The sequence below is a fragment of the Aurantiacibacter gilvus genome (genome assembly GCF_038289935.1).
Taxonomy (GTDB): domain Bacteria; phylum Pseudomonadota; class Alphaproteobacteria; order Sphingomonadales; family Sphingomonadaceae; genus Alteraurantiacibacter; species Alteraurantiacibacter gilvus.
This window is the reverse complement of record NZ_JBBYHV010000001.1, coordinates 258,435-283,924: the sequence shown is the minus strand read 5'-3', so window position 1 is coordinate 283,924 and position 25,490 is coordinate 258,435. Positions and strand designations below refer to the sequence as shown.

Annotated in this window: 23 protein-coding genes and 2 tRNA genes; 11 read left to right on the top strand and 14 right to left on the bottom strand. The window is 61.1% G+C overall.

The annotated features are described in order from the left end of the window. Window positions 1-28: 28 nt before the first annotated feature. The 6 genes from AAEO60_RS01365 to AAEO60_RS01340 form a co-directional block, all read right to left on the bottom strand. Window positions 29-292 (bottom strand): hypothetical protein, encoded by a 264-nt coding sequence (locus AAEO60_RS01365; RefSeq protein WP_341671843.1) that lies wholly within the window; start codon window positions 290-292, stop codon window positions 29-31. A 108-nt stretch (window positions 293-400) separates the two neighbouring features. After that, window positions 401-1,498 carry an LPS export ABC transporter permease LptG gene (gene lptG / locus AAEO60_RS01360; protein WP_341671842.1) on the bottom strand — a complete coding sequence of 366 codons (1,098 nt, stop codon included), beginning with the start codon at window positions 1,496-1,498 and terminating at the stop codon, window positions 401-403. Next, the gene (locus tag AAEO60_RS01355; RefSeq protein WP_423970057.1) at window positions 1,488-2,750 is read right to left on the bottom strand and encodes an LptF/LptG family permease; all 1,263 of its coding nucleotides are present in this window, start codon (window positions 2,748-2,750) and stop codon (window positions 1,488-1,490) included. The genes lptG and AAEO60_RS01355 overlap by 11 nt, the downstream gene beginning before the upstream one ends. A 93-nt stretch (window positions 2,751-2,843) precedes the next feature. After that, window positions 2,844-3,242: an ATP-dependent Clp protease adapter ClpS gene (gene clpS / locus AAEO60_RS01350; RefSeq protein WP_341671841.1), complete on the bottom strand. Its 399-nt coding sequence runs from the start codon at window positions 3,240-3,242 to the stop codon at window positions 2,844-2,846. 191 nt (window positions 3,243-3,433) lie between these two features. Then, on the bottom strand, window positions 3,434-4,129 hold the full coding sequence (locus AAEO60_RS01345) for a phasin family protein (protein ID WP_341671840.1): 696 nt from the start codon (window positions 4,127-4,129) through the stop codon (window positions 3,434-3,436). Window positions 4,130-4,281: 152 nt separating this feature from the next. After that, window positions 4,282-6,144: a PHA/PHB synthase family protein gene (locus AAEO60_RS01340; protein WP_341671839.1), complete on the bottom strand. Its 1,863-nt coding sequence runs from the start codon at window positions 6,142-6,144 to the stop codon at window positions 4,282-4,284. A 138-nt stretch (window positions 6,145-6,282) separates the two neighbouring features. Between AAEO60_RS01340 and AAEO60_RS01335 the strand changes: the two genes are divergently transcribed. The 4 genes from AAEO60_RS01335 to AAEO60_RS01320 all read left to right on the top strand — a co-directional run bounded on the left by AAEO60_RS01335 (window position 6,283) and on the right by AAEO60_RS01320 (window position 11,497). Beyond that, window positions 6,283-7,482, top strand: coding sequence for an LL-diaminopimelate aminotransferase (locus tag AAEO60_RS01335; protein WP_341671838.1), 1,200 nt, complete (start codon window positions 6,283-6,285; stop codon window positions 7,480-7,482). A gap of 106 nt (window positions 7,483-7,588) precedes the next feature. Continuing rightward, window positions 7,589-8,317, top strand: a complete 729-nt coding sequence (locus AAEO60_RS01330; protein WP_341671837.1) for a winged helix-turn-helix domain-containing protein — start codon at window positions 7,589-7,591, stop codon at window positions 8,315-8,317. Between the two features lie 71 nt (window positions 8,318-8,388). After that, window positions 8,389-9,822: an MFS transporter gene (locus AAEO60_RS01325; protein WP_341671836.1), complete on the top strand. Its 1,434-nt coding sequence runs from the start codon at window positions 8,389-8,391 to the stop codon at window positions 9,820-9,822. 13 nt (window positions 9,823-9,835) lie between these two features. Beyond that, a complete protein-coding gene (locus AAEO60_RS01320) occupies window positions 9,836-11,497 on the top strand; it encodes a dihydroxy-acid dehydratase domain-containing protein (RefSeq protein ID WP_341671835.1) in 1,662 nt (553 codons plus the stop codon). 9 nt (window positions 11,498-11,506) lie between these two features. Here AAEO60_RS01320 and AAEO60_RS01315 read toward each other — a convergent pair whose 3' ends face one another. Together AAEO60_RS01315 and AAEO60_RS01310 are read right to left on the bottom strand one after the other, a co-directional pair. Further along, window positions 11,507-11,800, bottom strand: a complete 294-nt coding sequence (locus AAEO60_RS01315) for a PilZ domain-containing protein (RefSeq protein WP_341671834.1) — start codon at window positions 11,798-11,800, stop codon at window positions 11,507-11,509. Between the two features lie 114 nt (window positions 11,801-11,914). Further along, window positions 11,915-13,396 carry an FAD-dependent oxidoreductase gene (locus AAEO60_RS01310; RefSeq protein WP_341671833.1) on the bottom strand — a complete coding sequence of 494 codons (1,482 nt, stop codon included), beginning with the start codon at window positions 13,394-13,396 and terminating at the stop codon, window positions 11,915-11,917. An 88-nt stretch (window positions 13,397-13,484) separates the two neighbouring features. On the opposite strand from AAEO60_RS01310, the gene AAEO60_RS01305 reads away from it, so the two are divergent. Further along, window positions 13,485-13,558, top strand: a tRNA-Cys gene (locus AAEO60_RS01305). Between the two features lie 5 nt (window positions 13,559-13,563). After that, window positions 13,564-13,639 (top strand) — tRNA-Thr (locus tag AAEO60_RS01300). Window positions 13,640-13,907: 268 nt separating this feature from the next. Here the strand turns inward: AAEO60_RS01300 and AAEO60_RS01295 are convergent. Beyond that, window positions 13,908-14,216: a UrcA family protein gene (locus AAEO60_RS01295; RefSeq protein ID WP_341671832.1), complete on the bottom strand. Its 309-nt coding sequence runs from the start codon at window positions 14,214-14,216 to the stop codon at window positions 13,908-13,910. A gap of 188 nt (window positions 14,217-14,404) precedes the next feature. Here AAEO60_RS01295 and AAEO60_RS01290 point away from each other — a divergent pair, with 188 nt between their 5' ends. Beyond that, window positions 14,405-15,079 (top strand): winged helix-turn-helix transcriptional regulator, encoded by a 675-nt coding sequence (locus tag AAEO60_RS01290; RefSeq protein ID WP_341671831.1) that lies wholly within the window; start codon window positions 14,405-14,407, stop codon window positions 15,077-15,079. A gap of 173 nt (window positions 15,080-15,252) precedes the next feature. After that, window positions 15,253-15,816 (top strand): hypothetical protein, encoded by a 564-nt coding sequence (locus tag AAEO60_RS01285; RefSeq protein ID WP_341671830.1) that lies wholly within the window; start codon window positions 15,253-15,255, stop codon window positions 15,814-15,816. 191 nt (window positions 15,817-16,007) lie between these two features. Here the strand turns inward: AAEO60_RS01285 and AAEO60_RS01280 are convergent, their stop codons facing one another. After that, the gene (locus AAEO60_RS01280; RefSeq protein WP_341671829.1) at window positions 16,008-16,748 is read right to left on the bottom strand and encodes a hypothetical protein; all 741 of its coding nucleotides are present in this window, start codon (window positions 16,746-16,748) and stop codon (window positions 16,008-16,010) included. 221 nt (window positions 16,749-16,969) lie between these two features. After that, window positions 16,970-17,557, bottom strand: coding sequence for a hypothetical protein (locus tag AAEO60_RS01275; protein WP_341671828.1), 588 nt, complete (start codon window positions 17,555-17,557; stop codon window positions 16,970-16,972). A 793-nt stretch (window positions 17,558-18,350) separates the two neighbouring features. On the opposite strand from AAEO60_RS01275, the gene AAEO60_RS01270 reads away from it, so the two are divergent. The 3 genes from AAEO60_RS01270 to AAEO60_RS01260 all read left to right on the top strand — a co-directional run bounded on the left by AAEO60_RS01270 (window position 18,351) and on the right by AAEO60_RS01260 (window position 21,246). After that, a protein-coding gene (locus AAEO60_RS01270; protein ID WP_341671827.1) for an IS3 family transposase occupies window positions 18,351-19,543 on the top strand; the annotation gives its coding sequence in 2 pieces (ribosomal slippage) (window positions 18,351-18,615 and window positions 18,615-19,543; 1,194 coding nt in all). 23 nt (window positions 19,544-19,566) lie between these two features. Then, window positions 19,567-19,839, top strand: coding sequence for a hypothetical protein (locus AAEO60_RS01265; RefSeq protein ID WP_341671826.1), 273 nt, complete (start codon window positions 19,567-19,569; stop codon window positions 19,837-19,839). 108 nt (window positions 19,840-19,947) lie between these two features. After that, entirely contained in the window at window positions 19,948-21,246 is a 1,299-nt protein-coding gene (locus AAEO60_RS01260) for an MFS transporter (protein ID WP_341671825.1), read from the top strand. Window positions 21,247-21,259: 13 nt separating this feature from the next. Here the strand turns inward: AAEO60_RS01260 and AAEO60_RS01255 are convergent, their stop codons facing one another. The 3 genes from AAEO60_RS01255 to AAEO60_RS01245 form a co-directional block, all read right to left on the bottom strand. Continuing rightward, complete coding sequence (locus tag AAEO60_RS01255; protein ID WP_341671824.1) at window positions 21,260-22,603, bottom strand: sulfatase-like hydrolase/transferase; 1,344 nt, start codon at window positions 22,601-22,603, stop codon at window positions 21,260-21,262. Window positions 22,604-22,683: 80 nt separating this feature from the next. Beyond that, window positions 22,684-24,390 (bottom strand): sulfatase family protein, encoded by a 1,707-nt coding sequence (locus tag AAEO60_RS01250; RefSeq protein WP_341671823.1) that lies wholly within the window; start codon window positions 24,388-24,390, stop codon window positions 22,684-22,686. A 39-nt stretch (window positions 24,391-24,429) separates the two neighbouring features. Beyond that, a complete protein-coding gene (locus AAEO60_RS01245) occupies window positions 24,430-25,482 on the bottom strand; it encodes a LacI family DNA-binding transcriptional regulator (protein ID WP_341671822.1) in 1,053 nt (350 codons plus the stop codon). Between the last annotated feature and the right edge of the window lie 8 nt (window positions 25,483-25,490).

The following is a 25,490-nucleotide window of genomic DNA, read 5'->3' as shown; positions in this document are numbered from 1 at the left end:
CCCTTTGCTTTTCGGCCAGGCGCTAGTCTCAGTCGTTGACTTCAACATCCAGCGACGGGTCGCCATCGACATCAGCCGACACCGAGGTACCGCCATCGTTGATTTCGGCAGAGACGCCGTCTTCGCTGATCGAGATGGAATCGCCATCGTCGGCCGGGGTTTCCATCACGGTGGTTTCATCCATGCCATCGTCTTCGATGATGGTGGTTTCTTCCGTGGTGGTTTCTTCACCGCAAGCGGCCAGCGTCACGAAGGAAGCGGCGGCAACGACGGTCATCAGGTTCTTTTTCACATCAAACTCCATTGATTGCACTGCGCAAACAATGGCCGGGCCTCCACCCCGTTCCAAAAAATATGGCAGAAATGTGACCGAGCAGGCCGAAGGGCCTGTAAAACTGCGCTATTCCTCGGTGCGGACGAGTACGGTCTCGCCCACCAGCAGGAACAGGAAGAACGGCGCCCAGGCGGCCAGCAGGGGCGGGTAACCGCCGAAACTGCTCATCGCCAGCGCGGCGTTGTCGACCACGAAATAGGCGAAGCCCAGTGCCATGCCGATCACGGCGCGGATAAACAGGTTGCCCGACCGCGCCAGGCCGAAACCGGCCACCGCGCCCAGCAGGGGCATCAGCACGGCTGACAGCGGGCCGGAGATCTTGTGCCACCACTTGGCTTCCAGCTCGTCCGTGCGGCGACCCGCGGCTTGCAAGGCGGCAATGCTGTCGGACAGCTCGGCCAGGGGTTCGGCTTCGGGATCGACGCGGCGCAATTCGATCTGGGACAGTTCCACGCCCGGCGCCACCACGACACTGTCCTGCTGCCGGGTCTCTGCCGTCGCCACGGTAAAGACAGCGGCATCGGTCATCTGCCAACCGGGGTTGGCATAGGTCGCGCGGTCGGCAGTGACCTGCCGCGTGATCATCCCCGCATCGTCACGCTCGTAGTAGGCGACGTCTTCCAGCACCGTGTCGACGCCCGATCCGGACAGCGTCCCGCCCATCAGCACGTCGTTGCCGTCATTGAAATAGACGTTGGCGCGCGCCGCGCGGTCTTCGGGAATGGCGGCATATTCGACGTTTTCCCACGCCTTCAGCGTCGCCGTGGCGCGGATGACAACGCGCTCGTTGAAGGCGAAAGAGAGGGCCGCCACCAGCAGCCCCATCATCAGTAGCGGCGCGAGGATCTGGTGCGCGGAAAGGCCCGCGGCCTTCATGGCGATCACCTCGGAATTCTGGTTGAGGCCCGCGAGCATGATGATCGTCGCCAGCAGCACCGAATAGGGGAGGAAGCGAGCTATCAGCTGCGGCACACGCAGGCTGACATAGAGCCACAGTTCGGACTGGCCATTGCCTTCCACCGCCAGGATGTCGCCCGTCTTGCCGAGCAGGTCGAGCATCATCAGCACCAGCACCAGCACGGCCAGCCACGCGAAGATCCGCACGACGAACATCTTGGCGAGGTAGATCGTCAGCGTGCGCGAGGGGAAGAAATCAAGCAGCACTTGGCGCCTCCGGCTGCTGTTCCATCAGGTCAAGCTCCTCTTCCGGGACGATACCGCGCAGCTTGTCGCGGCCGAGCAGCTTGGCGAGGCGGCGGGCGAACTTGGCGTAGAGCGCATCGAGATAGCCGATGGCCTGTCCACCGGGCACGTAGGCGACCTGGTAGTACATCCAGCCGATCAGGCAGAAGAGCAAGGCAAATGGCCCCCACAGGGCCAGGAACGGGTCGATCCGCCCGATCTCCGCCACCTCCGCGCCGTACTGGTTGATCTTGTGATAGGCGACCACGATCACGATCGACAGGAAGATGCCGAGCGAACTGGTCGACCGTTTGGGCGGGATGCCCAGCGCCACGGCCAGCAACGGCAGCATGATCATCATGACAACTTCGACCATGCGGTAGTTGAAATTGGCCTGGCTGGCGACGCGCTGGTCTGCCGTACTCTCGGGGCTCCAGCCGATCTCGAGCAGCTCTGGCAGGATATATTCGCGCTCGTCCTCGCCGCGGTCGCGGAATTCCTGCAGGGCGGGCAGGTCGATGGGCAGGTCGTGCTGGCTGAAGCTGAGCACGCGCGGCGTACCTTCCACCACGTCGTGGACGATCACCCCGTCGACCAGCCGCAGGACGATGGTGTTGCGATCCTCGCGGTTGGCCAGGAAGCGGCCTTCGCGGGCCGAGATCGACAGCACTTGCCCCTCGTCGTCGGCGACGCGGGCGAAGATGCCCATCAGGCGGCGACCATCGTCCTCGCTCGCCTCGATCCGCAGCGCCATGCGGTCTTCGATGGTGTTGAATTCGCCGACCTTGATCGAGGCCCCCAGTGCGCCCGAGCGCAGCTCGAATTCCATTTCCTCGTAGGCGAAGCGCGCCTGCGGCTGGATGAAGCCGACGATGGCAAAGTTGAGTGCCATCAGCCCGAGCGTCATCAGGTAGGGCACGCGCAGCAGCCGGTTGTAGGACCAGCCGACAGCTCGCATCACGTCCAGTTCCGACGACATGGCCAGCTTGCGGAAGGCGAGCAGGATGCCCAGCATCAGCCCCAGCGGAATGGCGAGTCCGGCATATTCGGGCACCAGGTTCATCAGCATTTCGAAGACGACGCCGATGGGACCGCCCTCGACCGCAACGAAATCGAACAGCCGTAGCATCTTTTCCAGCAGCAGCAGGCTGGCGGCAAGCAGGAAGATACCGATCATCGGCACCAGCACGAGCTTGAATATATAGCGATCTGTGGCGGTGATGAAGCGGGACACGGGCCGTCTGACGCTGCGGGGAAGTTCAGGTTGCAACGGGCCTTAGCGACAAATTATGCCGCGGTCATGCCCCAAAGGGCAAAAGCAGGCCAATCAGGCCTTTTCCAGCGTGCATTGCAGCGGGTGCTGGTTCTCCCGGGCGCAGTCCATCACCTGGTTCACCTTGGTTTCGGCGACCTCGAAAGGGAAGATGCCGCAGACGCCCACGCCGCGCTGGTGGACGTGGAGCATCACGCGCGTGGCCTCTTCGAGGTCCATGCGGAAGAAACGCTTGAGCACCATCACCACGAATTCCATCGGGGTATAGTCGTCGTTGAGCAACAGCACCTTGTACTGGCTGGGCTTCTTCGGTTTGGCGCGGGTGCGCGTAGCAACGCCCACCTGGCCACCGGCCTTGCCCCCGTCATCACCCACGCCGCTATCCCCGCCGTCCTCGTCGGCAGCGCGGATCGTCCAGTCATGGACGTTGGGGGAGGTGATTGGTCTGGTCATTGCGAGGGCCGAATATCGTATCAAATGCGCAGGCTGCAAGACCGCTGGTGCAGATTATGGGTTAGCGAGGCTGGTTAAGCGAAGCCTGCAACCCGCAAAATACATGTGGGCCGGGCAGCTTGCGCTACCCGGCCCATTGTCCGATCGCCAAGGGAGAGGAGGAGATGGCGATCTGAAACTTGGAAGTTCGCTTAGGCGACCTTCGACATCTTTTCGGCTGCCAGGTTCACGCGGCCCGAGATCGGGGCCATCACGTCGTTGGCGAGCTTCATCGAGGCGTCGGTGCTCTTCGAGGTCATGGCGACCATGGCGTCGAAGTTGCGACGCAGGATCTTGCCCTGCAGCTGGAACAGTTCGGTCGGGCTCTTAACCGAGGCCATTTCCTTCAGGTCAGCCGTGGCGGTTTCGTAAGCCGTCTTGGCCTCGTCAGCCATGCTCTGGCCGATGCCCTGCACGCCTTCAGCCATGACCTTGCCGCTTTCGACGACGGCTTCGACATTGCCCTTGGCGAATTCGGTCATTTCCGTCATCGCTTCGGTGCTCTTGTCGTAGGCGGCCTGGGCGCGGCTCTGCATTTCGTTGACAGCGTCGCTCATCGTGTCGGTGATCGTGCTGGTGTAGTCCATAGTCTTGGTAGCCATGATCTTTTCCTTGAGTTGGGTCACGCTCGCTTCGCTCTTGGCAGTGGCCTTTGCCGGCTTGGGAGCGGAAGTTTTCTTTGCTGCGGGCTTGCGGGCCGCGGGCTTCTTCGCAACCGGCTTCTTGGCCGGAGCCTTCTTGGCCGGGGCAGCCTTTTTCACCGGTGCCTTCTTGGCAGCCGGCGCAGGCGCTGCTTCCGCAGCATCTGCATAGGCCTTCTCGGCGCTGTCGGTCTTGGACGTAGCCATATGTCCTCGCTTGCACGCTTTCACTACGGTCATGAAACACTCACGACCCTTTGTTGCAATGCACAATATATGTTTGTGCACAAGCGAAGTCAAGGATTATGTTGCAGTGCACCATAATGTGCGAACTGCTTTCTTTTCAGTAGCTTGGGTGACTACCGCATCTTTACATAGCGGCCCGGAGCATCTTCGATTGCCGGGTTGGACTTGCTGCCCGGCTTGCGTCGGCCCTTGGCCGCCACGCGTTTCGGATCCTGCGACTCGAGCCAGGCCAGCCAGTCCGGCCACCAGCTGCCCGGATGCTCGGCGGCGCCCGCCACGAATTCCTCGAGCGAGGCGAAGTCGCCGTCGTTGGTCCAGTACTGGTATTTGTTCGCGGCGGGCGGATTGACCACCCCGGCGATGTGGCCACTGCCCGCCAATACGAACCGGTTTTCGCCGCTGAAGTGCTCGAGCGCCTGGAATACACTTTGCGGCGGGGCAATATGATCCTCGCGGCCCGCCTGGATGTAACACGGCGTCTTCACCAGCCGCAGGTCGATCTCGGTGCCGTCCGCGCCCAGCGCATCGGGCACCACCATCAGATTGTCCCTGTAGAGGTCGCGCAGGTAGGCCGCGTGCCACTTGGCGGGCAGGTTGGTGACATCGCCGTTCCAGTACAGCAGGTCGAAAGCAGGATAGTCCTCGCCCAGCAGGTAGTGGTTCACCACGTAGTTCCAGATCAGGTCCGATCCGCGCAGCATGTTGAAGGTGGCGGCAAGGTAGCGCCCGTCGAGGTAGCCGCCTTTCGAGGCCTGGCGGATGAATTCGAGCTTCCCGTCATCGACAAACAGCTTGAGATCGCCTGCATGCTCGAAGTCCACCTGCGCGGTAAAGAAGGTGGCGCTCTTCACCTTGTCCGCCTGCCCGCGCCGCGCGAGGATTGCCAGCGTTCCCGCCAGCGTGGTCCCGGCCACGCAGTAACCGATGGCGTGAACGCTCGGCACCTTCAGCCGATCGCGCACCACGTCGATCGCTTCCATCTGCGCGCGGAAGTAGTCGTCCCAGTCGATATGGGCGAGGCTGTCGTCGACCGAGCGCCAGGAGACGAGGCATACGGTGATCCCCTGGTCCACGGCCCAGCGCACGAAGCTCTTCTTCTCGTTCAGGTCGAGGATGTAGAAACGGTTGATCCACGGCGGGAAGATCAACAGCGGCGTTTCCATCACCTCTTCGGTGGTCGGCGAATACTGGATCAGCTGGAACAGCTCGGTCTCGTAGATCACCTTGCCGGGCGTTGTGGCGACGTTCTCTCCCAGCTTGAACTTGCTGGTATCGGTGTGGGTGAGCTGGCCGCGCTCGAGGTCGGCGGTCAGGCGCTCCATTCCGCGCACCAGGTTTTCACCGTGCGTCTCCATCGTGCGTTCGAGCACGACCGGGTTCATCAGCGGGAAGTTGGCCGGGCTCATGGCGTCGAGCACGCCTTGCGTCGCGAAGCGCAGGTTGGCGCGGTCTTCCTCGGAGAGGCCCTCGGCATGGTCGATGTTCTGCGCCAGCCGCTCGGCGAACAGCAGGTAGGTCTGGTGTATCAGCGCGAAGACGGGCTGGTCGCGCCAGGCCTTGTCGGCAAAGCGGCGATCCTTGAAAGGCAGCTGCGCTTCCTCTCCCTCTTTGGCCTCGGAGTATTTCGTCAGCAGGTCCTGCCACAGCGCCATGCCGTCGGCCCACATCTGCTGCTGCGCTTGCGGATCGAGCATGGGGATGGCCGAGGTCCACTGTCGCATGGCTTCCATCCAGTTGGCGGGACTGGAGAGCAGAGGCGCCGGCCGCTGTTCCTCCGGCAGGCAGAATTGTAGCCAGGTCTGCTGGAATTCCATCATCGCCTGCCCCATGGCGTCGATGGCGCTTTCGTCAGGCACCTTGTCCGCTGCCTGCGGGGCAAAGGTCTGCATCATCTGCCGCGCGGCCTCTCCCTGCATGCGCAGCATTTCGGTGAAGATATCCGCGGCTTCGTTGCCGTTCTTGGGGTCATTGGCCATGTCTTGGCCCTTATAATCGCAATTGTGACAATTGGGAGCCATAGCAGATCATGCGTGGATGCCGCGTTGCACTGCGCCTTTGTTTCGGTCAGAGAGGCCCAGCCCGCAAAGGGGCATGACCAACCAGAGAAGGAAATGATGGACGACCAATTCTACCGCATCAAGCGACTGCCGCCTTATGTCATCGCCGAAGTAAACGCGATGCGAGCGGCCGCGCGAGCGGAAGGTCGCGATATCATCGACCTTGGCATGGGCAATCCTGACCAGCCGCCGCCCAAGCACGTAATCGACAAGCTGTGCGAAGTGGCACAGAGGCCCGACGCCCACGGCTATTCGCAGTCGAAGGGCATCCCCGGCCTGCGCAAGGCCCAGGCGAACTATTACGAGCGCCGCTTCGGGGTCGAACTCGATGCCGAAAACGAAGTGGTGGTGACGCTGGGCTCGAAGGAAGGCCTTGCCAGCCTCGCCACCGCGATCACCGCGCCGGGCGACACGATCATGGCGCCCAACCCCAGCTACCCGATCCACACCTTCGGCTTCATCATTGCGGGTGCATCGATCCGCTCGGTGCCGACCACGCCGGACGACAAGTACTGGGAAGCGCTGGAAGCGGCGATGAACTTCACCGTCCCGCGCCCCACGGTGCTGGTGGTGAACTTCCCCAGCAATCCGACCGCCGAAGTGGTGGACCTCGATTTCTACGCCAAGCTGGTCGACTGGGCGAAGTTCCACAAGGTCTGGATCCTGTCCGACCTCGCCTATTCGGAGCTCTACTACGACGGCAAGCCGACGCCCTCGATCCTGCAGGTGCCGGGAGCGAAGGACGTGGCCGTCGAGTTCACCAGCCTCAGCAAGACCTATGGCATGGCCGGCTGGCGCATGGGCTTTGCGGTCGGCAACCAGACGCTGATCGCGGCTATGACCCGGGTGAAGAGCTATATCGACTACGGCGCCTTCACGCCCATCCAGGCAGCCGCCTGCGCCGCGCTCAACGGCCCGCAGGACTATGTCGAACAGAACCGGCTGATGTATCACAAGCGGCGCGACGTGATGGTGGAAGCCTTTGGCCGCGCCGGATGGGACATTCCCCCGCCGCCCGCCTCCATGTTCGCCTGGGCGCCCTTGCCACCCGCGCTCAAGGAAATGGGCAGCCTGGAGTTTTCCAAGCAGCTGCTCACCCATGCGGAAGTCGCTGTGGCGCCCGGTGTGGGCTACGGCGAGGACGGCGAAGGCTACGTGCGCATCGCCATGGTCGAGAACGAGCAGCGACTGCGGCAGGCAGCGCGCAATGTGAAGCGCTACCTGCAGGACATGGGCGTAAACACCGCCGGAACCTGAGCGCTCTCCGTCATTGGCAGCCCGACACATTGCGGAGATTACGCAATTGCATCGGGCTGCCATTACTGCTGCCTTGTCTCCAAGGGGCAAAGGGACGGAGTCGCGATTGGCGTTTTTCGGGTGGATTGCCGGCACGGAAGAGCCCCCCGAGACATGGGACCTGCGCCGCACCGGCTGGGACCTGTGCCGCGGGGTCAATGGTTGCCGTGCCGAATGCCGCCACGTCCTCGTCTGCGACACCCGCCCGATCACGGCGCAGGACCGTCACGCGCTGGCCGAAGCCGATCGCCCGGCATGGCGCCTGATCATGCTCGGCGTGGAGGAGCCTGCCGAGCGCGCGCAGCTGCTATCGCTCGGAATTGCCGAAGCCCTGTCGGCGGACACCGGCCTGCGCGAACTCCACGCCCGCGCAGAGCGGGTGGCGGACATGTTCGGCATGCTGCCGCGCTGGCGGGACATTGGCGGCTTGACGCTGGACCTGTTCCACCGCGATGCCCGGCTCGGCTCGCGCTGGCTGGGACTGCACCCGCGCGAATTTAGCCTGCTCTGGCGCCTGTCCGACGACCCCGGCGAACGCGTGACGCGCAAACAGCTGCTAACCGATGTCTGGCGCCTCGACCACGAGCCTGAAACCAACAGCGTGGAAGTCCACGTGTCGCGCCTCCGCTCTAAGCTGGCCCTGGCAGGGTACGAAGCACTGGTGGAGACGGCGCCCGAAGGCGGTTATCGCCTGGCGGAGGATCGCCCGCTGATGTTCCAGCACAAGACGCCCAAGGCCGATTCGCTCGACCGCTACCTGCGCGAGATCAACTGGGCCGAGGAGGATGCCAGCTAGGGGCTGGCGCGGCGGCCCAATGCGCATTAGGCTCCGTCGGAAATAATCAATGGGTGAGAGGTAGAGGGTCGATGGCAACAGCGGCGGGACGCACGCTGGACGTATCCAGGTATCTGCAGGAGCAGCCATTCGGTCGCTACCACGTCACCCTGCTCATCCTGTGTGCGCTCGTGACCTTCTTCGACGGGCAGGATTTCACCGCCCTTCCCTATGCCTTGCCGTACCTGCGTGACGAATGGGTGATAGACGACCAGACAACGGCACTGATCACCTCTGCGGCATTCCTTGGGCAGATGATCGGATCGCTGTTCGGCTCTTACCTGGGCGACGTGTTCGGTCGGCGCCCGGTGATCATCGCTTCAACCATCGGCAGCGCGGTGCTCACCACGGCTGTGGGTTTTGCCCAGTCGCCCGAACAGCTGATGGCACTGCGATTCATTTCCGGCCTCGCTATTGGCGGCCTGCTCGCACCGGTCTGGGCGTTGGGAATCGAGAGCATGCCCAAGTCCATGCGCGCAACCAGCGTCACCATCATCATGCTGGGATTCAGCTTCGGCGCTTCTTCCGCCGCGCCTATCGCCAACTGGACTGCCCCGGTGCTGGGCTGGCAGGGCATCTTCTGGGTTTGCGGTGCGATGACCGGCGTTTTCGCCCTGGTACTGGTCTTCATGCTGCCGGAATCCACTCGCTGGCTGGTGGCGACGCAACAGGCCAAATCGCGCATCGCACCCACGCTCGCGCGGTTTAACCGGGGTTTTGATGCCACCGCCTATGACAGCTTCTTCCTGTCCGACGAACGTAAAGTCCGTACCCATGAAAACGGCGGTACCAATGCCCTGTTTCGGCAGGCCGCAAACGTCTTCTTGCGATTCCGCGAGCTGTTCGTGGGTAAATTGGCGCTGATCACGCTGTTCATCTGGGCCGCCTATTTCTTCTCCAGCATCGCCATATATCTGAAGAATGCCTACGGTGTGCTGTTCATGGAAAACCTCGGCATTCTCCGGCAGGACGCTGCATGGCTGGCGGGTGCGAGCGGCATCGTGGGCGCAATCGGCGGCGTCGTGCTGCTGGCGGTCACCGAGAAACGCGGCCCCGGCTGGATCGCACTTGCCCCGTTGATCGGCATCCCGATCATCCTGCTGGTCGGCTTCGGCTATGTTTCGGGCGGCTTCGAACTGATGGGCGTGTTGCTGATAGGCGCGATTTTCGTGGGCGCCGGGCATGCGGCGGTTATTTCGATCACCTCCATCTACTATCCCAGCGCCGTGCGCGCATTCGGTGGCGGCTGGGCCAGCTTCATGGCCAAGTTCGGTGCCGTGGCGGCCCCCTTCATCGGTTCCGAGGCCGGCTTTCTGCAAGGCGCATCAGGCGCGCGGGAAGGCTATGTCTTCACCGCTTTCTGCATGGCCGGCATCGTTGTTTTCATATTGCTGCTGGCCTCTGTCGCGCGCGGCATGAAGGACGAGCCGGCTCCCTCCTCCTCCGCCGTCCAACCCGCCGAATAGGAACACATCAAAGATGGTCAAACTGCGCAGCCTTGCCGCGAACAATCCCGGACGCCGTGCCAACTGGCGCGCGCTGGGCCTCTCGAAAGAGGACATGGAAAAGCCCAAGATCGCGGTGGTGAACAGCTCCAGCGAACTGGCGATCTGCTATGCCCACCTCGATGGCATCGCCAAGATGGTGAAGGAAGCGATCCGCGAAGCCGGCGGCGTGCCCTTCGAAGTGCGCACCTCGGCTCCCAGCGACTTCATCACCGGCGCGGCCAAGGCGGGCAGCTATATCCTTGCAGGCCGTGACATTATCGCCAACGACATCGAGGTGCAGGTCGAAGGCGCGCTGCTCGACGGCATGATCTGCCTCACAAGCTGCGACAAGACCCCGCCGGGCCACCTGATGGCTGCCGCGCGGCTCAACATCCCGACGATCCTCGTCATCGGCGGATACCAGCAGGCGGGCGAGATCGACGGCGAGCCGGTCGACGTGGAGGACGTCTGGTCCGGACAGGTCGGCGCGATCTTCGGCAAGGAACCCAAGTTCCCGATCCCCGACATGGCAGAGAACGCCATCATGGGGCCCGGCGTCTGCGCCGGCATGGCAACCGCCAACACCATGCACTCGGTGGTCGAGGCGCTCGGCATGGCCCTGCCCGGCCACGCGCCGGTGCGCGGCAACAGCCCGAAGATGCAGGCCAATGCCAAGGCCGCTGGACGGCGGATCGTGGAAATGGTCAACGAGCAGCTCCTGCCGCGGCAGATCCTCACCGAAGCCGCCTTCCGCAACGCCGTGGCGACGGTGCTGGCGGTCAGCGGCAGCATCAACGCGATCAAGCACCTGCAGGCCACCGCGATCGAAGCCGAAAACGGTGTCGATGTCTTCGCCCTGTGGGAAGAGATGAGCGACGTCCCCGTGCTCTGCCCCGTGCGCCCCACCGGCAACATCCGGATCGAACAGTTCGAGGACGCCGGCGGCGCGCGCGCCGTGCTCAAGCGCCTCGAAAGCCGCATCAGCCCGGAGGCCATGACCTGCACCGGCAAGACACTGGCCGAAAACCTTGCCGACTACGAGATCGAGGGGCCGGACGTGATCCAGCCGCTCGACGCGCCCTTCAGCAAGGGGCCGAGCATCGCCATCCTCAAGGGCACGCTGGCGGACACTGCCGTGGTGCGCCTTGGCGTGCGCGACGGCTCGCGGCCCGAAGAATTCACCGGCACCGCGCGCGTGTTCGAGGATACGCAAAGCTGCATGAAGGCCATCGAGGCGGGCGAGATCAAGGACGGTGACGTCGTCATCAGCCGCAACCAGGGCCTGAAAGGTGGCCCGGCCATGGGCGGAGGCGCCAGCCTGATCCTCTTCGCGCTTGATGCAGCCGGCCTCGCCAAGACCACTGCCTTTGTTACGGACGGCCAGCTGTCGGGCCTGTGCCTGAAAGGACTGACCGTGGCCGAAGTCCACCCGGAAGCGGCTGAAGACGGCTCACCCATCGGTCTCGTCCGCGACGGTGACACGGTGCGCATCTCGGTGGCAAATCGCAGCCTCGACCTCGACGTTCCCGCCGAGGAACTGGCCAAGCGCACCAGCCCCGGCTTCCGCACCGAGGCCACCGGCTACCTGCGCAATTTCCGCGAAACCGTACGGCCAATGCCGACGGGCGGAGTACTGATTCCTGAACGGAAGTAGGCGCGGGCCCTAGCCCTGTCCCGCCATCTCTTCCCGCAAACGGTCGAGCACCGTCTCGTGCAGCGGCGCCTCGAAGGCAATCCCTGCGCGACCGTCTTCAATCCACACAAGGGTTGCGGGCAGTGCGTAAAGACCCGGGAATGTCACCAGCACCCGCTCGCCCGGGCGGGCAGCGGAGCCGTGGAAATCCACCATGCAACCGCCAGCGGAAACATCCAGCACGAGCATCTCGTTCGACCCGCCCGACTTGGCGCGCACCTTGACGAGCATTTTCGAAGCCGTTTCGGCCATCAGCGATGCCATAATTCTCCAACCTCGAGAGTCTGTCGCAAGCTGATCTAGCACCAAGATGTTTAACAGGCCTTCACCACGCTGGCTAAGGACGGACAGCTTTTCGTTCTTAACGCGGCGGCAACCCTACTGCGCGGGGACTGCTGCGGCCTGGCGCACGGCCGCCACGGCAGCGTCGTCGTGCAGGTGCGCGCCCTGCTCGCGCAAGACCTTGCGGACCGCATCGACGTCCACCTCGCGCGGCTGCACGCCCTGGTCTGCTGCCAGCGCCGCGCCCACGCCTGCCGCCTGGCCGGTGAGCCAGCATTGCGGGATCTCGCGCATGAAACCGTGGCTGTTGGCGTCGCAGGAGATATGCCGCCCGCCCACCAGCAGACCGTCGAGCGCACGCGGCACCAGCGATCCGTAGGGCACGGAGACCACCGGGAACTTCGGACTGAGCGAGGGCGACACGCCCACCTCGTCGGCAACAGGGTTGGCATCGCCCCAGTCCTTGCGCTCGATCCGCCCCAGCCCAGCCAGCCGCCGCGTGTGCCGCACGCCCAGCTGGCTGGCGCTCTGCAGCGAATAGACGTTCTCGAAGCCGGGGGCGTGCTTGCGGAAGAACTGGCAGTGGCCTTCCATCAGCCGGTGGCTACGGATCTCGACCTCGGTCTGGTCGTCCACGTCGAGCGCCGACAGCCCGCTCTGCCGCGGCCCGAGGAACAGGGCGATATCCGGCCGCCAGCTGACGTAAGGCGTCTGGAAATAGCCCAGCTCCTCGCGTCCGCGTTCCATGAACTGGCGCAGCTCGTCCGGGTGGTGGACCTTCCAGTCGATCCAGCGGTCCATGTTGACGCCGCCCAGCACCCAGCCGGTGTTCATCGAATGGTGGACGTCGCCTTCCTCGATATCGGTGTCGAATTCGGCCCCGGCGCGGGCGAACATGTCGCCGTCGCCGGTGGTGTCGATCACCACCTTGGCCATCAGCGCGTGGCGGCCCATCTTGCTCTCGAAGATGGCGCCCTTGGCCTGCCCGTCCTCCACCAGCGGCCGCGCCGCCCAGGCGTGGAAGACAATCCGCACGCCCGCCTCCAGCAGCATTTCCTGGTTGTTGAGCTTCATCCGCTCGGGGTCGAGCGTGGGCGCCCATTGCACGATGCCGTGAAAAGCCGTGGTGCGCTGGCCCCAATAGCCGGCCTTTACCGGGTCGGCGCTGCCCCAGTCCTCGCGCGGAGGACCGGCCACGCCTTCCGCCGGCATGCGGTCGATGAAGTGACGCGCATAGCCCTGGATGACATGGTTGCCCTGCCAGTCGGTCATGCGGTCGATCCACATCACCAGGCCGCCGGTCGAAAGCCCGCCAAGGCAGTTGTAGCGCTCCAGCAGGCACACGTCCGCGCCTGCCTTCGCCGCCGCCCAGGCAGCAGCGCAGCCGGCGGGGCCGCCGCCGATCACGGCGACATCGCACTTGTGATAAATGTCGATGTCGCGCGCGTCCTCGCGCACGGTCCCGCTGCCGTTGGGCGGCGGCAGGTTCCGCGAATCACTGGAGAAGACGTCGGAGCCGAGGAAGCGTTCTTCCTTGTGCCCCTCGACACGCTGCAATTTGACTTTGTCGTTTGCCATGGGCGGCGGTCTATCCTGCCAATTCACCGGCGGCAAGGAAGGGCATTGCACGCGGGGCAATGCTGGGCTAGTTGGCGCGCCTTCGCGAGGCCCGATGGCGGAGTGGTTACGCAGAGGACTGCAAATCCTTGCACGCCGGTTCGATTCCGGCTCGGGCCTCCAGAAGCGCCGCTTTAGCTCAGTTGGTAGAGCACATCATTCGTAATGATGGGGTCAACGGTTCGAGTCCGTTAAGCGGCACCATCTCTTTCAGCAGGCAAATTCGGAGCATACGGCAGAATGGCCGTTCGGCTGGTCGCCCGCTTGGGTCTTGCTTGGGGCGTTTTGGGCGGGAAGCCCAATCCATACCCATCGATCTCTACTTCCGCTCTGGGCCTCCCCAAGAGTTAGCCTGAACGACTGCTCATGGGTGGAAAGCGGACGGTGGCATGATCTGCAGTTGTCCGCACCCCACACTTACACTCGTTGCTGAAAAGGCCTATGATAAGGTCGATTATCAGAGGCGGTATGATCAATCTCCCTGATGCAGATCGACGTTGCGAACGATTGATACGGGTCGGTCGCCAAGATCGATCTGCGTTAGCAACTGCTCTTCGATGCTCCGACGGCATTCGCGCACAAGCCTGCGCGGAGCCGTTGCGGAGCGGCGACAAGCCTCACGGGCCGTCCGGCGAACTCGCTGCGACAGTTTCGCAGCGCTTTCTTGATCCGCAAGTTCTTCCGGATTGTAGTGAAACGACACCTCCTCTTCAGCGGCCTGGGCGTTTGTGGCCACAAGGCTGAAAGCTATCGCCAGCCCCATTGTGTTCCCCTTTGTCATGGTATTCTCCTTGTAGTGATCGGCATTCCATCTGCCGTGAAAGGAGAGATGAACCGGGAAGCCGGCCGCCAATAGTTCGCGGAACGTAGGCAACGACTATGGAATCCATAGCAACGCGCTTCGCAATACGGAGCCGCTGGGTTATGGTGCCGCAACCATGCAAACGGTCTCACTGAGCGGAATGTGGAATGCTCGATCCGGAAACTCATTGCCCGGCAACAAAAGCTAGCGAGCTGATCGGCGACAAATGGGTGCTGCAGATCATCCGGGCGCTGATGATGGGCGCAAGGCGCTTTAGTGACCTGACGGATGCAATCCCGCGCATTTCGCCAGCGGTTCTCAGTGCCAGATTGAAATCCATGGCCGAGCAGGGGCTGGTCGTGAAGCGTGAGCCTAGTGGCCAAAAGAGCGCGACCTATCGCCTTACGCCATCGGGGCGCGAACTGCGCCCGATCATCGAACATCTGGCCGTTTGGGGCTTGAAATGGGCTGCCCGCAACGTGCGCGAGAGTGACATTGATATCGGTGCCATGATGTGGGACATGCACAAGACGCTGCGGACGGGAGAGTTGCCTGACGGCGAAACGGTCATCAGCATCGCCCTGCGGGATGCAGAAAATTTCAAGTCATGGTGGATGGTCGCCAATGGGCGAGGAGTCGATCTGTGTTCGGACAACCCGGGTAAGGACGCGGATATCTACCTCTCATGTGACATCGGCGGCTTGCTTCGCGTTTGGCGCGGGGAGTGTTCGGCACGCGAAATGGTCGCCGATGGCGAAATGACCGTGGATGGTCCCAGCGACCTCGTCACAACGCTCGATCGCTGGATGCCGCTGTCACCCATGGCCTGCCCTTTCCCCTAAGATCTGGACCGGCTTGCATGACGGCTTGATGACTCGCAGTTCGTTGCTGGCAGCCTAGTGGCCAGTCATCACGGCAAGTGTTGGGTGGAAAGCGGGCGTTCGCCTTTTGTGTTCACGAGTGCTAAATTGCCCATGGTCGCGAAGCTACGCTTACCTCTTAGGGAGGTGTGACCATGGTCATCCGAGTAAACAGCCCGAGGATCGCCACGCTGCTGGCGTTATCTTTATCAATTTCGGCGTGCTGGTCATCTAGCGCCCCATTGTTTGAGGCTTCGCAATCAGTAACGCCCCTTCCAAGCGGGGAATACCTCTACCATTCCGGAGCAGGTGAGTCCCAATCAGACAGAGTCGCGCTCTGGAAAATTCCAGGAGGCGGCTACGTCTACTACAATAAGGCCGAGGACAATGCCTTACCTCTACTGACTTACGAGTTCGACGATGGTTGGTATCTCTTGCAAATTGGCCCGACTGAGGAAACCTTATTGCTGATCGCTCGAACCACGCCAACGAGGATCGAAGTTTTTGATCCCGATTGTGATGAGGAAATTGGCGCTATCTCGGGAGTTGGACGCACCGAGAGCCGCTATTCGGGATACAATTGCAGTTTCAATACGCTGGAAGCTGCAGTAGCCGCAGCGCAATTCGTTCAAGCAAGGATCGAGTCGGGCGTACCGATAGAGCCACATGGGTGGTTTGAACCAACGCCAATCGAAAGGTTTGGCGATGCGAACCCATAAGTTGCCGTGGCGCCCGGGATGTTAGAAGCTGCGGTCTTAAATCGCCGTCCTCAATTGGGTCGTGAGCGGCTGGTCCGCTCTTGGGACTTCCCCAGCTCAGCAAATCAGTCACTGACTGAATGGAAAGCGGACTTTGCTCTCTCTCCTTCATATTTGACCGGTATCTTGGTCGCCGATGAGGCGGGGAGTTGTCATACCCAGAAAATCGGTGCGAGAGTTCGCAAGAGTGCCTCACCTGTATCGTGGACAAGGAGCGGGCGATGAACATAAAGAACGGATGTAGCCACAAAGGGTGATGCTACAACCAAGGCTGGGACCAATCTGCGGTGCACGAGCCAGTCGTGAATAACCAACGCAATAAGTGGAGCGCCTACAATCGCTTGCAGGCCGTAGAAATTGAGTTCCAGTTGTTGTCCGCTTGCCATCTCAACCATGCCTATGGATCGCGAGGTCGATGCACGTGTCAGGATGACCGTGCCTGCAAGCATCAGACGTTTGTGCCAGTAAGACACCTTGCGCATGGCGATTCCTGCCGCGGCAAGCGCCACCGCCGTGCCGATCCCCAAAATGTTAAATGCGGCTTCGGCTAAGTCTTTATCACCGCTTGTGAACATCGCGAGGAGCATGTGAAAGCCGGAATACAGCACGAGACCAAGCAGTATCGTGGCGAACAACCCGACTTTCCGATGAATAGCAGGGTTACGTTTTCGGATCAGGATCGTCTGAGTGAGATAAACTAACACCCAAAGAGATGTCGTAATGCCATGAAACGCGACGTCTTGTGTAACATAGCCAATCTCTTCGGGAAGGGCGAAGCGTGCAATGGTGGGCGGCAAGAACCCGATGACTGAAACCGCAGTCATCCAGATTGCGCACCACAGAAATAAGCGGCGCTCGCTTGCTACTTTACCTGACCATTTCAATTTCGCCATTCAGAGCCCCCCAATTGGACCCACTAGAGCCTAGCCCTCCTTAGCCTAAGGGCAAGATGAAAGGCTCAAGACAAATGCAAATAGCGCGCTCGGCTTGTGATGAACGTCCGCTACCGGGTCGCTAACAGAACGTCGGCTTTTTGCGCTTTGGCAACCATAACCAGACATTCCGCAACCGACCCGAAAGCGGACATCAATTTCCGAACTCGACGATCCTTACCCTACTTGCTTTCGGCATCCCCAAGGCGGATCATGACATGTGCAAATGGCGTGTCCTTCCACATCACGTAGACTGGGTCGTCTACGTCATTGGACATATCCGAATACATTGAAGGATCGGGAAGGATTATCATCATGTGCGGCCCATCCTTGATCCACATGTTGTCTTCGGTTGGCTCTGTGGCTGCCGGGTCGAGATTGCTTACGCCAGGCGCATTTCCTTCGCCTGTGAGCATGTAAGACACACCAAACTTACCGGTTGGGAATGCCTCACCAGCTTGCAATGCAGCCAGAGCTTCCATCCAGGTACCGTCATTGCACATTGGGCCCATGCCCGGAGTTTCCGGTATGCAGGTCCAACCATTGCTTCCCTCGCGAAGGACATTGCCCTCACCGTCGATGACTGTCGCTTCGTCTATGACGTCATTCGGACCGGCAGATAGAGCGTTAGCGATAAGTGCAGCCTCGCCTTCGAGTGCTTCGCCTTCAGCTTGAGCAAGATCCTCTTCGCCAGCGGTCCCGCCGGTATCGTTGCAAGCTGCTGTTGCGCCTATAATTGAGATGGCCATGCAGGCCGGTAACATTTTCATGTTGAGTCCCTCCGTATCAACCCTCGTAAGCGGCAGGGTAGGCTTTAAGCCGGAGGCTGACAAATTGGGCGCTGACAGAGAGTTTGGATTCGCAAAGATCCAATGTCCGCTTTCCACCCAAATCCTGTGAACCGCACTCAAACTGTGTGGCTATCGTCTTGGTGAAGGATACTGGAGTGATCCTTCCTCTCCAGCGGGCCCGTACGGTCCAAAGCCGCGCGCTGTGAGCTTCTATCTGATATGTTGCAGCCAAATGGAGGTGAAAATGGTTTGCTGCAACCTGATCGTAGTGCGGGCCAAGGGCGGTGAGTCCGAAGACTGGGGCGCCTTTGACTTTCTGTCCCTACCTTCACCTGGCGACCGTGTAATGATCCAAAGGGACGGAGCCGAGAATTATGCAACAGTGTTGTCTGTGCACCATTGCCCAAGTCCCGCCGGACAAGGCGAAGAACCGACTGCAGAAGTGGTCGCCAAGTGGACCGGTTCGGGACACAAGATCAGATAACTGAACTTCCGCTTTCCACCCAGTTCCAGACGTTGAAATGACGCGGGCATAACTCCAACAGCGGACATTCGGCTGGCAGACAAGACCACTTTCCAAACCCACAGGAAGTGAATTGGAAGGGGATGAAAAGCACGCAGCAACCGAGCCAAAATGCTTTCAACAAGTAGAATAGTAGCGTTGCTGGGCAACCAATTTGGGAAGTCTTTGGGAAAGTGACCTGCCCCCTGAAAAGTGAGCCACACTGAGAGTTGGGATTTCGGCTATTTACGGCTTGGAAGGAGCTGATGAATGGCACGGAAGAGATACACGCCAGAACAGATTATTGCGATGCTGCGAGAAACCGAGGTTCGGCTGTCGCAGGGAGAGAAGGTTGGTGCGATCAGCCGGTCACTAGGGATCTCGGAGCAGAGCTACTACCGCTGGCGACGTGAGTATGGTGGGCTGAAGGTCAGCCAGGCAAGGCGACTGAAGGATCTAGAGAAGGAGAACCAGCGACTGAGGAAAGCGGTGTCTGACCTGACACTGGATGCTCTGATCCTGAAGGAGGTCGTTGAGGGAAAGTACTGAGCCCTGCACGGCGTCGGCTGGCCATCGATCATGTACAGGAGGTGCTGGATGTATCCGAGCGCCGTGCCTGCCGGGTCGTTGGCCAGCACCGCTCGACCCAGCGTAAGCTGCCAATGCCTCCAGCAGATGAGAAGCCGCTGACTGCTGCGATTATCCGGTTGGCCCAGCAATATGGCCGGTACGGCTATCGCCGGATCACAGCGCTGCTGCGCAATGAGGGCTGGCTAGTGAACGCCAAGCGGTTTGAGCGGATCTGGCGTCGTGAAGGGCTCAAAGTGCCGCAGAAGCAGCCCAAGCGCGGGCGGCTGTGGTTTAACGACGGTTCCTGCGTCAGACTGAGACCGCAATATCCCGGTCACGTCTGGAGCTACGACTTCGTCATGGATCGCACGCATGACGGGAAGGCGTTCCGCATGCTCACTGTGATCGACGAGCACAGCAGACAGTGCCTGGCGATCCATGTTCAACGCAAGCTGAAGAGCGATGACGTTCTGGCGGTGCTCACCGAACTGTTCCAGCGGCATGGTCCACCTGATCATATCCGCTCTGATAATGGTGCAGAGTTTACCGCCCATGCGGTGCGCGACTGGCTCGGTAGGATCGGCGTGAAGACGCTTTACATCGAGCCAGGATCACCGTGGGAGAACGGGTACAATGAGAGCTTTAACGGCAAGCTCAGGGACGAACTGCTCAACGGCGAGATCTTCTACACCCTTAAGGAAGCGGTCATCCTGATCGAGCGCTGGCGTATCCATTACAACACTGTTCGACCACACTCATCGCTCGGCTACAAGCCGCCAGCACCACAAACGATCTTGCCTCGCCCTGCTAGACTGCCTTACGCTACGCTTCAGGCCGCCCAGCAGGGCGACCATAACCGCCGGAACTCTAACTTAACCGGTGGACCACCCTAATGGGGCAGGTCAGCGGCAGGAGCGTGCGTACAGCCCGTTGGCACTATGCCGAGTTTGAAGCTGGGCGCGCGGGCAGGCAATTGTTCGACCATTCCGTCGATCCGCACGAGACACGCAACCTGGCGGACGACCCTGCCTTCAGCGATGTCGTCGCCGAACTTGGCGCCCTGCTTCCGGACGATGTCGAAGATCGCCGACCGCCGCTTCGCTATGATCCGGACAACGACTGCCTCTACCAGCCCGAAGGCGCACGGGTTGCGCTGGGCACACCCTGTACAGCCTACGTCGATCCCTAGGACGGCGGAGACAGAGGCCCGGGAAGGCGCTACATCCCTGGTTATACGACAGGCGACTCATCGCCTGCGACGGACCTGAGGACCTGGGCGGGCGAGGACATGGGGGCGATGCGTTCCACTGGCTGGAAGACAGTTGCGTTGCTCGCCACAGTGCAGACGATGGCGTTTTTCCATCGTTCGCTGACCACCCTTTTTGCCGAGCCCATTCGCATCGAATACAGCGTATCCGACACAATGATCGGGGTTTTGATCGGTGCAGCCTTTTCGCTGAGCTATTTCGGCGCCGCGTACCCCTTGGGACATCTTTCGGATCACGGTGATCGCTTTCGCCTGCTGGGGATCTTCGTGGCAGCATGGAGCTTGTTGACCAGCCTCGCTGCAGCAGCGTCAAGCTTTGCCCTGTTACTGGCTCTCAGAATCGGCACGGCGGCGGCCATGTCTGGCGTCACGCCGGCAGCCGGATCATTGCTTGCCGACCGATTTCCCGGCGCCAGGCTGGCCAGGCCAATGGGGGTCTTTGCCAGCGGCATCTATTTCGGCGTCGGTGCATCCATGCTCGTCGGAGGCGGCCTGGCTGTCGTATTCGATCCATTCTCGACCTATGCGATTGGCCCGCTTCCTGTCCTTAGCGGGTGGAAGATCATCTATCTAATTGTCGGGTTGCCCGGGTTCATACTGGCAGCCCTCGTCCTGCGAAAATCCGATCCCGTTCGAAGCGCTCAACGGGACAGGCAACGACTACCGCTGAAGCCGATCCTTGATTTCTTGCTATCGCGGCCTTCGAATTACCTACGGGTGATGCTGGCGATTACCTCGCTGGTATTTGTCGCAACGGCAATCGGATCATGGCTACCTTCGCTGTTCCTGCGAAAACACGGATGGACGATTGAGGATATCGGACTTTGGTCGGGTGTCATCGTAATTGCCGCCGGGCTTCTGGGCGCCCTGGGCAGCGGTTTCCTGGTCGATAGGCTGGGCCGCCTTGCCAGTGTGAGAAAGCCGCAGGTCCTGCTGCTGATCATAGCTGCAATTGTCTCGGCTCCGCTGGCGATAGCGCTGCCGCTAGTTGCTTCACCCCATGCCTGCCTGGCACTGTTCTTTTGTCGATCTCTGCTCGGCGGGATTATTGTATCGGTGGGCTATTCGATCCTGCTCAACCTCGCGCCGGATAGACAACGCGCGCGCCTGGTGGCCGTCGCCGGGATCGCCTTCAACCTGATCGGGGGCGCCCTGGCCCCGATTGCAGTGGCTATGACGACCGATCTCATCTTCGCGGATCCGCAGCAACTTCCGCTGTCGCTTGCAATCGTCACGGCCACCGGGTCGGCAGCTGCCTTGATCGTATTGCTAACGGGACTGACGCCCCTGATGTCGCACAACGTCGCGCGAACGGCCGGGAATGTTTAGCGGTCCTGTCTGCTCAATCAGCCCGCCCGCCTGGAGTGCTATTACAGCCTACCTGAACCGGATCTTCGCCAGCCACGCGCGGCTCCTCGCCGACGCACCAAGGGTAACGCGTCGGATCAAGCGGCACCCTGTCCTCGGCCAGGATTGCTTCGAAGCGGGCGAGGCGCTCGCGATCGCCGACAGAAAGCGACTGCCGGTCCAGCTCGATCTCCGCACCGTTGGAAAAGTCGAGCGTAACATAACGGCCATCGTCATAGAGCTCTCTCTCCAGGTCAAAGACAAAGCGCGTTGCAGGCCAGACCCAGCCAGGTGCGTAGTGCTGGAAAATGGTGTCGCGCGCCGCATCAGCCTGGCCTTGTGCCACTGCCATTTGGCTAACCCCATCGACTTCCGACGACACTGGCAAAGAAGCCGCCTCGGCAATCGTAGGCAGCACGTCGATGAAGTCGAACAGTCCGGATCGCCTCTCGCCTGCCGGGATCGTACCTGGCCAACGCATCATCAGCGGGACGTGCGTCCCGGTAAGCGTCGGCTGCCCCTTCCCGCCCCTGATGGTCTCGCCATTGCGCTGCGAGAAAATGCGCCTGTTAGTGCCGTTATCAGCAGTGAAGATAACGAGTGTGTTGTCTGTCAGGTCCAAGGCATCCAGCCTGTCCAGCAAGCGCCCGACCATGCGATCCATATATCGCATCATGGCACCGAAGTTCTGTTGCTCGTTGCCGCCCACGCGTTCTGCCGGCGTGGTCACGAAGGGATCGTGCACCAGCACCATCGGATAATAGAGGAAAAACGGGCCATCCGCGTTCTGGTCCAGGAACGAGAGCGCGTAGTCATTCAGGAAATCCGAGCCGAAACCATCCTCGTGGATGGTCCAGCCGCCGTCCTGCCAGTGAGTTGCCCCCCAATAGCGCGATCCCTTCTGCGGGCCGGGCTCCAACTGCCAGACCAGGGATTCCTCAAAACCGGCCTGTGTGGGTGTGATACCCGTCCGGCCATCGAAACCGTTGCCGCCCAACTGCCATTTCCCGACAATGGCGGTGGCATAGCCGGCTTCACTGAACAGGTTGCCAAAGGTGCGCTGCTCCGGTCCGAGATAGGCGAAGGCCTCGTAGTTCCGCGCATTCTCCATCCCGGTCATCAGCCGGGTCCGACTGGGCGAACACAGTGGAGTGGAGAAGGCGTGATCAAAGGTCACTCCTTCCCGCACCAAGCGATCGATGTTGGGCGTATCGTGCTCTCCACCGTATGCACGAAAGGCCTCCACTCCGACATCATCCGCCAGGATCACGATCACATTGGGACGCACAGGTTCGGCACCTTCTGGCGACTGGGCCGTCACCGGCGAAATCGACAGCATTGCAGCCCACGCACCCAGTATAAGCGTGCGCAGCTTCCGGAGACTGACCGTGCCTCGCCCGGGCAAGCAAGCCGCCATCGTCAGTCGGCCCGCCCGCTTGCACCTGCCACGCTGTTGGAGCCGGTGCCCAGGACAGGAAACTCCCGGTAGGCTTCTCCCTGCTCGTGGGCTTCCTGCTTCTCAGGGCTATCGGGAAAGATATCATCAAGCCGGTCGAGGCGGTTCGGCTCGACGTACCAGCTGTCCGGGAAATCGGCCGCCCTCGTGCCACCTTCCATTCGGCGAACGCTGCCGCGCGAATACCGACGAGTGTAAGGGATGACATGGCGCCCTTCATCGTCGGCCAGCTGGTCGAAGAGGGCCTGTCGCAGTTCGATTCTGGCTTCGAGGTAGGCGGGATCGTCGATGAGATTGTGCATCTCCTCCGGATCATCTTCCAGGTTATAGAGCTCCTCGATATCGTAGACCCCGTAATACTGGATGTACTTGAGGTTATCCCGGATGATGGCGAAGGTCCCCGGCGTCATCGGGAAGGTCCATTCCCAGTAGTACTCGTAAATGAAATCGTCCGGCTGCCACTGGTCATCCGTGATCGCTCCGCTTATCAATGGCCACGCGTTGTGACCTTCGAACTGCGGCGGCAGTTCTACCCCGGCAAGCGAGAGGAAGGTCGGCGCAAAATCGAGATTGCGAATACGGCCGTTGTTGACGACGCCTGCGGGAACCGCACCCGGCGCATAGACGAGCATCGGGACCTGCACAGAAGGCTGGTAGGCATTCCGCTTGTCGATGAGTCCGTGATCGCCGATCAGGTAGCCATTGTCGGAAGTAAAGACGATGAGCGTGTCGTCCTCGAGACCGTTGGCCTCAAGGTAGGCGAGTACCCGCGCGACGCTGTCATCCACCGCAGAAAGCGTAGCGTAGTAGTAGCGCAGGTACTCCTGCATCGACATGTCGGAATTGTAGAAGAAGTCGATCCCGTGCCACGTGTTGCGCTGGTTATAGACCCACAGCGGCTTGCCCTCGTAGTTCTCGGGCGTATTGGCCGCGCTCGCGGGAAGATCGAAGTCGACGCCGTCATATTGCCCGGCATGACGCGGCGCCGGCAGCGGGTCGGAATGGACTGCCTTGTGGCTCAGGTAGAGCATGAAGGGGCGGTCAGGGTCCCTGCCTGTCTCCAGCCAGTCGATGGCGTAGTCTGTTAGTTCATCGGTTATGTAGCCGCGCTGCGGAACAACCTCACCATCCACATTGAGGGTGGTTTCTCGTCCAGGTTCAGGGTTGGGGTCAGGATAGTAGCTGCCCTGCCCCCTGAAACTTACCCACCTGTCGAACCCGGCCCTGGGTGCGTCGGTCGTATCGCCCATGTGCCACTTGCCGACAAAGGCGGTGCTGTAGCCGGCTTGTTGCAGGTAGGCGGGAAAGAAGGTCAGGCCTTCTTCGCTGGAATCATTGTTGTCGACGATGCCGTGATTGCGCGCGGTCATGCCCGTCAGGATCGTTGCCCGGCTCGGGCTGCACAGGGACGAGGTGACCAACGTATTGGGCATGTAGGTGCCGCCGCGCGCCAAGCGGTCGATGGCGGGGGTCTGCACTTGGGACTGGAGAAAGCCCATGCCATCGAAACGCAGGTCGTCAACGAGGATGAAGATGATGTTACGCGGTTGGTTCGCGGCAACCGGCACGATCTCGGGCACCGCTTTCTCGGCACCGGCCGGGTAGGCGCAGGCGCTTATCAATGTCGCCAGTCCCGCCAAGAAGGCCTTGGCTTTAGGTGCAAACTTCATGACATCCTCTTGAATTTATTATCTGTTCCAACAGCGATGTCAGATCGCGGCGAATGAATCACGTTCGACAAAACGGTAGGGATGGTTGATCACCTTGCCTTCGGACATCTCGTGGTTGGCGACAGAATTGATCACTTCCGTCGCCGCATCCCGACTGATCTCGATTGTAGGCTGGCGCACTGTCGTAAGGCGAGGATAGCACTGAGATGCAACGGCCAGGTCGCCAAACCCGATCACGCTGAGATCGCCCGGCAATTCGAGGCCGGTGCTTTTTGCATAGGCGATGACACCGGCAGCCATTTCGTCGTTGGCGGCAAAAATGGCTGTTGGCCGTGGCCCCTCGGATCCGTCCAGCAACCGGGAGGCCGCAGACCAGCCGCTGTCGAAGGTAAAGTCGCCCGGCATCTCTTGTAGTACGACATCCGGGCATTCGCGCATCCTGCCCGCGAAGCTTTGCCAGCGCAGATCGTGAGAACCATGGTTGGCCGGACCCGCGATATAGCCGATCTGGCGATGGTTATGTCGCAAGACATAATCAGCAATGTCCGCGCCCACTGCATTGTTGTCGAGACCGATCGAGATAGTGCGCTCGTGGGCCTTACCGGGATTCACCCTGACACACGGCATCCGCTTGTTCACGAGATGATCGACCAGCCACAAGCGGTCACACAGCGGCGGCACCAGTACGAGCCCGTCGAGGGTCGTGTCTTCCAGCAAGGCATCGACAGCATCCACCCCGGCCTCAAGCTGATCTTCAGTCACGGGTTCAATAAGCAAGTGATAGCCTGCCTGGTTGCATGACTGCAGGAGTCCGGTGATGACGTCTGTGATGTATGTGGGGACTGAGCGACCAGATCCGGGCTCCAGATAGCCAGTAAGCGGCCCGAGGATCAGGCCGATGGTATAAGACTTGCCACCCCTAAGCAGGCTAGCAGCCCGATTGGGCCGGTAATCGAGCGCCATCATCGACGCCTCGACCTTCTCTCGCAGTTCACCACCGACGCTGGGATTCTTATTGATGACGCGCGAGACCGTCTTGAAAGAGACACCGGCGTGCTTTGCAATGTCCTTGATCGTGATCCTTGGCATCATCCCACCTC